The sequence below is a fragment of the Mesorhizobium sp. M7A.F.Ca.AU.002.02.1.1 genome (assembly GCF_003998535.1).
GTDB classification, from domain to species: Bacteria; Pseudomonadota; Alphaproteobacteria; order Rhizobiales; family Rhizobiaceae; genus Mesorhizobium; species Mesorhizobium ciceri.
Genome location: NZ_RZPB01000471.1, coordinates 1 through 4,887, shown reverse-complemented (window position 1 = coordinate 4,887; position 4,887 = coordinate 1). Strand labels below are relative to the sequence as shown.

4 protein-coding genes are annotated in these 4,887 nt (G+C 55.6%); 2 read left to right on the top strand and 2 right to left on the bottom strand.

Annotation, left to right across the window (positions count from 1 at the left end):
* The coding region (locus tag EN879_RS24355) for a DUF4236 domain-containing protein (RefSeq protein ID WP_127274295.1) at positions 1-1,098 on the top strand (1,098 nt) is incomplete at its 5' end.
* Positions 1,099-1,111: 13 nt separating this feature from the next.
* On the opposite strand, the gene EN879_RS24350 is transcribed toward EN879_RS24355, so the two are convergent.
* Positions 1,112-1,942: a thermonuclease family protein gene (locus EN879_RS24350; RefSeq protein ID WP_127224212.1), complete on the bottom strand. Its 831-nt coding sequence runs from the start codon at positions 1,940-1,942 to the stop codon at positions 1,112-1,114.
* Positions 1,943-1,976: 34 nt separating this feature from the next.
* Entirely contained in the window at positions 1,977-2,390 is a 414-nt protein-coding gene (locus EN879_RS24345) for a MucR family transcriptional regulator (RefSeq protein WP_082826711.1), read from the bottom strand.
* A gap of 636 nt (positions 2,391-3,026) precedes the next feature.
* Between EN879_RS24345 and EN879_RS24340 the strand changes: the two genes are divergently transcribed.
* Positions 3,027-4,887 (top strand): DUF4011 domain-containing protein (locus EN879_RS24340; RefSeq protein WP_127274294.1); only part of this gene is annotated, 1,861 nt, incomplete at its 3' end.

Sequence of the window (4,887 nt, the reverse complement as noted above, 5' to 3'; positions counted from 1 at the left end):
AACTTCTCGTCTGGCGGGGTTGGCGCGTCCGTTGGCGTGCAAGGTCTTCGTATCGGGACTGGCCCACGAGGGCATTATATTCATGCAGGCGTCGGCGGTCTCTACTACCGAGGCACTTTGGGAAAGCGCAGCGCCAAGCAGACGCTGCAACTGTCTGAATTCCCATCTGGGCCAAAGCCCCATCCAACATCCTCACCCGTGGAATATGTCAGCGGTGGCGTCGTGATGAGAGAAATCGAGTCCGCCGATGTGATCGAGATGCGTGATGAGACATTTGCCAATGTGCTTGATGAAATCAATGCGAGGCAATCGCAGACGCGAATGTCGCTCATCCTGGCCGTGCTGTTTGGGATCGCCGGATTGATCGCAGGCGCAATGCTGGGAGGTGGGGTGGCGCTGATCGGTATTGCTGCCTTTTTGCCGGGCATGCTTATTGGCAACTGGTTGGACAGCTACCGCCGGGTGAGCGTGCTCTACTATGATTTGGAGCAGGACGCGGAGGCGGCCTACGGGCGACTTGTCGCCGCCTTTGACACGCTCACACGCTGCGCGGCGAGTTGGCATGTCGCGGCTGGTGGCAAGATAGAGGATCTGACGACTTGGAAGCGCAATGCGGGAGCCACGATGTTGGTCGATAAAAAGTCGACGACGCTCCAAGCTTCCTTGCCGACGGTTGTTCGCAGCAATGTCACACCACCGTCGATACACGTCGGCCGGCAAATCCTTTATTTCATGCCAGACATGATTTTGGTGAAGGACGGAAACCAGTACGGTGCCGTTGGGTATGGAGACCTCAGGACGCAATTTGCCCCCAGCAATTTTATTGAGACCGGCAAAGTTCCATCTGATGCTGAGATCGTGAGCTATACCTGGGCTCATCCCAATAAGAATGGCGGACCCGACAAACGCTTCAGAGATAATCGGCAGATCCCTGTCTGTCGCTACGAAGCCTTGCGGTTTTCTAGCCCATCCGGGCTCAACGAGCTGGTGGAATTTTCCAAGACAAACGTCAGCCAGCCCTTTTGCCAGGCTCTATTGGCACTCGCGCAAATGCACCGAAACGCTGGTGGCCAGTCCGGCTTGCTGAAAGCGCGCTAAGGAATTGGCTTGGTCAGCAAATGCCTTCGCACGGAATTCCGTCGCCGTCCCGGTCCAATTTGGGTCCCCAGCTACAGTTATTGAGATACCAGCGCGCCTCATCGCATGAGGAGATTTGCTTACAATAGCGACGCGGTTGACACGAATAGCTCTGAGCTATTTGGCGACGGCCTGTAAGGCCGTAGGATGTGTCATTACCGGGTTTATTGTTGGCTGCATGTGTTGCTCGCCAATCCCAAGGGGCTGTGAAAGTGCCAACCCAGATGCCAATCTTGGCCCTTTGGGCATCTGCCTGTTGTGACGCGTAACTACCATGGCTGTATCGAGGCCAATCCAGGGCATAACCCTGTTCGACCATCCAAGACGCAATGCTAGCACCGTCCGCCCGCTGACAATCACCAACGAAGCGGTTGTAACGATCCCACGAAACAAAGTTGCACTGGATGGGTCGGGATTGACTGAGGAAGATGTCCAGTGCTTCTGCGGATTTGCGGCCGCATGGGTATTCTTGCCCGCTTGCGTCGCTGCAGTTTTGGCTGCTTTCAGGTGCGTCGATGCCATTGAAACGAATACGCTGTCCGTGGATCTCGATCGTGTCCCCGTCAACGATGGACGCTACGCCGACGATAGGCTTCGGTTTTGACCCGAGTGCGCTTGCTGTATTGGGTCCCGCGATCTGGTTGCCCCACCCTGTAAAGTAGGAGGTGACATAAGCGCCCACTGCTAGCGTGATCACCAGGATCGCGGCTAATGATTTATGTGAAAAGAAACGCTTGCGCATAATTGAAACCCGGCCGCGTCTTGGCCGCGAGCTGCGGCGATGGGAATAGCGATCGCGATTCAATTTTCGATCCTTTGCGAAGCTGCCAAATGTTTTGCTAGCGCGTCTTTGACTTCTTGGCTGCTGCTTTCTTGGGCGCGGCTGCTGTGCGACCGAGGCCAATCGATTTTGCCAATCTGGAGCGATTGGCTGAATAGTTAGGCGCGACCATGGGGTAATCGTTGGAGAGGCCCCATTTTTGGCGATAGGCGTCGGGCGTCAGTCCAAAATGCGTGTTCAAGTGTCTCTTGAGGGACTTGAACTTTTTGCCGTCTTCGAGGCAGACGATGTAGTCTGGAGTGACTGAGCGCTTGGGGTTGACCGCGGGAACTTGGTCGGGTTTTTCCGGTTCGGACGGCTGGCCGATACGCGCTAATGACGAATTGATGCTGGCAATAAGGTCCGGCAATGAGGAGACCGGCACTGAATTCTTGCTCACATAAGCCGCAACGATATCGGCGGTAAGCTCCATCAGCGCGGTGGCCGTATTTTTGATTTCGTCAGTCACTTCATGGCTCCGGACTTCTGCAGTGAAATCCCGATCTATTACTTATCGGCTAAAAAAACCAGTAGAGGGAGGATACTAAATGCCAGGCGCTAATAGTGATGAATGTTAAAGCGCCAATCAGAATGCGGAACCACGAGAGACGGTGGATTGATTGGGCGCGGCGTTTTCTTTGTATGACCAGGAAAGCGGCTTGAGGCTCACAGGCGGATGCATTTAGATTTGGACGAGTAGGACCTACGCATGACATTTTCGAAAGACCCGCCGCCGGAGGTTAAGCCCCAGAAGGATAAGGCAAAGACTGGATCTGAATTGGACCGCGTTCCAAGTGCGGGAGCCATTCGGGTCCGCAACGGACTCTCTGTGTCAGAAAAAGACATTGTGGAGGCGGCTAAATACGGGGGCAGGGAGCGAGAATCCTCGTCGGATAGCGACTAGGCAAAGGGGGCCAAGAATGCAGGCTCTGACCCATATCACACGTCGCAATATTGGACGGTGTCCAGAAGTGATCGCAGTCGTTTCTAATTGAACACGGCTGTTTTTTCTTGCGCGAACGCTCTACGCGGGCTCTAGCTGGTTCTCCTTTCAAAGGGGATGTAAGTCTTGGACGTAAAACAGTCAGTCTTCCAAAGCGATCTCCCTCTAAAGGAGAAACTCGAGCGCGCCAGGATGGAGTTGCTCGATCTTTCCGCCCGCAATCGACTTTTGAATGTGCCGCGGTTTTCCAAGAGCGCGAAGACGATCGATATCGTCGATGAGAAGTCGTCCGAAATTTATCGATTGCTGGTGACCGAAGGAAAGGCTTTTACCTTCCTGGCCGGCAAGCCCGATAGGCCGAAAGCGGGCCAGGATGAAAGCAGCCCTCCAGACGAAGAGATCGACTATTCCCCCGTCGCTCTCGCCCAACCAGAGGACGATGGAGTCGATAACAGAGGGATATCCGCGCGGCACTCGGACACCAAGCTGCAGACGCGTATGACCCCAACTGGGCTGCAGCGGCGGCTCCTTGATCTCTACCATGATGCCCGCACACTCGAGGAAGAGCAGGGCGTCAATATCCTCTTTCTGGCCCTTGGAATGCTGAAGTGGATTGACCCGAACAACAAAGAGAACATCCGTCAGGCCCCCCTCATTTTGGTGCCGGTTCGGCTTGAGCGAGGGGCCGCTGGAGAAAAATTCCGCCTACGAGCCCGGCCGGAAGATCTTACCGCAAACCTCTCCTTGGAACTCTATCTCGACCGCATTCACAAGCTCGCTCTGCCGCGTTTTGAGGTGGGAGATGACTTCGACGTCTCGGCCTATCTCGATGCCGTTGCCGAAGCAATTTCGACCAAAGAGGGTTGGGAGGTGCTTCGCGACGATATGGTGCTCGGCTTCTTCTCGTTTGCGAAGTTCTTGATGTACCGTGATCTGGATCCGGATCTCTGGCCCGATGGCGCAAAGATTATCGAACAACCGAAGATCCGCTCGCTTCTTTCAGATGGTTTCGAAACACGCGAGCCGCTTATGTCGGACGACATAGCGATTGATCCGCACATTGCGCCCGCCGAAATGTTGCATATCGTCGACAGTGACAGTTCTCAGACACTGGCGATCCATGACGTCAGAAAAGGTCGCGACCTCGTTATCCAAGGTCCGCCTGGGACAGGAAAATCGCAGACGATCGCAAACATTATTGGGTCGGCCGTTGCCGACGGAAAGACCGTGCTGTTCGTGGCCGAAAAGATGGCAGCGCTGGAGGTCGTCAAGCGACGGCTTGACACTGCTGGGGTGGGGGACGCCTGCCTTGAGCTGCATAGTAACAAGGCGAACAAGCGCATGATGCTAGAGGAGCTGCGGCGAACCTGGCAACTCGGATCGCCCAGGGGCCAGCTTCCTTCTTCCCTAACTGATCGCTTGCTGGAGGCTCGCGATAAACTCAACGCACATGCTGCACGAATGCACGTTGCGTTCGGAGCGTCCGAACTCACTCCTTATCAGGTTCTCGGCCAGCTAACCCGACTAAGGCAGGTCGGTCAGAAACCAGTGGACATCGAACTTACGGATGCCACAAGCTGGACAACTGACGGCGTTTCGCAACGTCGCAAATTGCTCGATGAGGTCTCTCAGCGGATCAACGAGATCGGCTTGCCGATCCACCACCCGTGGCGGGGAGTTGGCCTGGATGTCGTTCTTCCAACGACCATTGAGAGGCTCGTCCCACGCATCGCGGCGTTGCTGGACCAAGCCAAGGCACTGCACGCCAAACTGGTCGGTATCGCTGAGCGGATCAAGGCCGAGCCTCCGAAAATTCTCAGCGACAGCGGCGAGATAGAAGATCGCGCTGAGCTTCTCGCGTCCGCGCCTGGACTTCCTGCCGAGGCGCTCGTCTCGCCGGTATGGGATGAGCGTCCGAAAGACATTTCATCGCTTCTCTGGTCAGGAACGGATTTCGCCCGCAAGTCCGAGGAACTTTCGGAGCAGT